Source organism: Flammeovirga agarivorans (genome assembly GCF_012641475.1).
In the GTDB taxonomy this organism is placed as follows: domain Bacteria; phylum Bacteroidota; class Bacteroidia; order Cytophagales; family Flammeovirgaceae; genus Flammeovirga; species Flammeovirga agarivorans.
Genome location: NZ_JABAIL010000122.1, coordinates 1 through 568, shown reverse-complemented (window position 1 = coordinate 568; position 568 = coordinate 1). Strand labels below are relative to the sequence as shown.

Sequence of the window (568 nt, the reverse complement as noted above, 5' to 3'; positions counted from 1 at the left end):
TGGCGATTTCGCCGAAGGCGGTCACCGCCATCCAGGCGGCAAATATGACCCGCGGCACCACCGGCGTCTGCGTGCTCGCCGCCCAGGCCGGGGCGAAAGTGCATGTAATTGATGTCGGTATCGATAGCGAACCGCTGCCCGGCGTGGTGAATATGCGGGTGGCGCGGGGCTGCGGCAATATTGCCCGCGGTCCGGCGATGAGCCGTGAGCAGGGGCAGGAGCTGTTGCTGGAGGTGATGCGCTACACCCGCGCGCTGGCCCAGGAGGGCGTTACCCTGTTTGGCGTCGGCGAACTGGGGATGGCCAATACCACGCCGGCGGCAGCGATCGTCAGCGTCCTGACCGGCAGCGATGCGCAGGAGGTGGTCGGGATTGGCGCCAATCTGCCGCTGGTGAAGGTTGGCAACAAGATGGAGGTGGTGCGGCGGGCTATCGCCGTCAATCAGCCCGACCCGAATGATGGCCTCGACGTACTGAGCAAAGTCGGTGGTTTCGATCTGCTGGGGATGACCGGTGTCATGCTGGGGGCGGCGTCCTGTGGGCTGCCGGTGGTGCTGGATGGCTTTCT

At 65.7% G+C, this 568-nt stretch carries 1 protein-coding gene; it reads left to right on the top strand.

Annotated elements, in window-relative coordinates:
- A partial coding sequence (locus HGP29_RS28545) for a nicotinate-nucleotide--dimethylbenzimidazole phosphoribosyltransferase (RefSeq protein WP_211093480.1) occupies positions 1 to 568 on the top strand: 568 nt, incomplete at both ends.